Origin of the sequence: Pseudonocardia sp. SID8383 (genome assembly GCF_009864975.1) — a bacterium.
GTDB lineage: Bacteria > Actinomycetota > Actinomycetes > Mycobacteriales > Pseudonocardiaceae > Pseudonocardia > Pseudonocardia alni.
This window is the reverse complement of sequence record NZ_WWFY01000804.1, coordinates 1-684: the sequence shown is the minus strand read 5'-3', so window position 1 is coordinate 684 and position 684 is coordinate 1. Positions and strand designations below refer to the sequence as shown.

Below are 684 nucleotides of genomic sequence, written 5' to 3'. Positions count from 1 at the left end.
GCGCCGTGCTCGCCCGCCACCTGGTGGCCGCGCACGACGTGCGTGAGCTGCTGCTGGTCAGCCGCCGCGGCCCGGACGCCGAGGGCGCCGCCGACCTCGTCGCCGACCTGGCCGACGCCGGGGCACGCGCCACCGTCGTCGCCTGCGACGTGTCCGACCGCGACGCGGTCACCGCGCTCCTCGACGACCACCCGGTGCACGCGGTGGTCCACGCCGCGGGCGTGCTCGACGACGGGCTGGTCGCGACGCTGACCCCCGAGCGGCTCGCCGCGGTGCTCCGCCCGAAGGTCGACGCCGCCTGGCACCTCCACGAGGCGACCCGCGACCGCGACCTCGCGGCGTTCGTGATGTTCTCCTCGGTCGCCGGAGTGCTCGGCAACCCGGGACAGGCGAACTACGCCGCCGGCAACGCGTTCCTCGACGCCCTGGCGCTGCGGCGCCGCACCGAGGGGCTTCCCGGCACCGCCCTGGCCTGGGGCCCCTGGGAGCAGGGCATGGCGGGAGAGCTGACCGAGGCCGAGGCGGCGCGCCTCGCGCGCTCCGGGGTCCCGGCGCTGACCGTCGAGCACGGACTCGCCCTGTTCGACGCCGCCCTGGCCACCGGCGAACCGGCGCTCGCGCCGATGCGTCTCGACCCGGCCGCGCTGCGTGCCCACGGGGAGGTGCCCGCGGTCCTGCGGGCGC

General features: G+C 78.2%; 1 protein-coding gene. It reads left to right on the top strand.

Annotated features, from left to right (window positions below; all coding sequences use genetic code 11):
• The coding region (locus GTW08_RS19645) for a beta-ketoacyl reductase (protein WP_161152352.1) at positions 1-684 on the top strand (684 nt) is incomplete at both ends.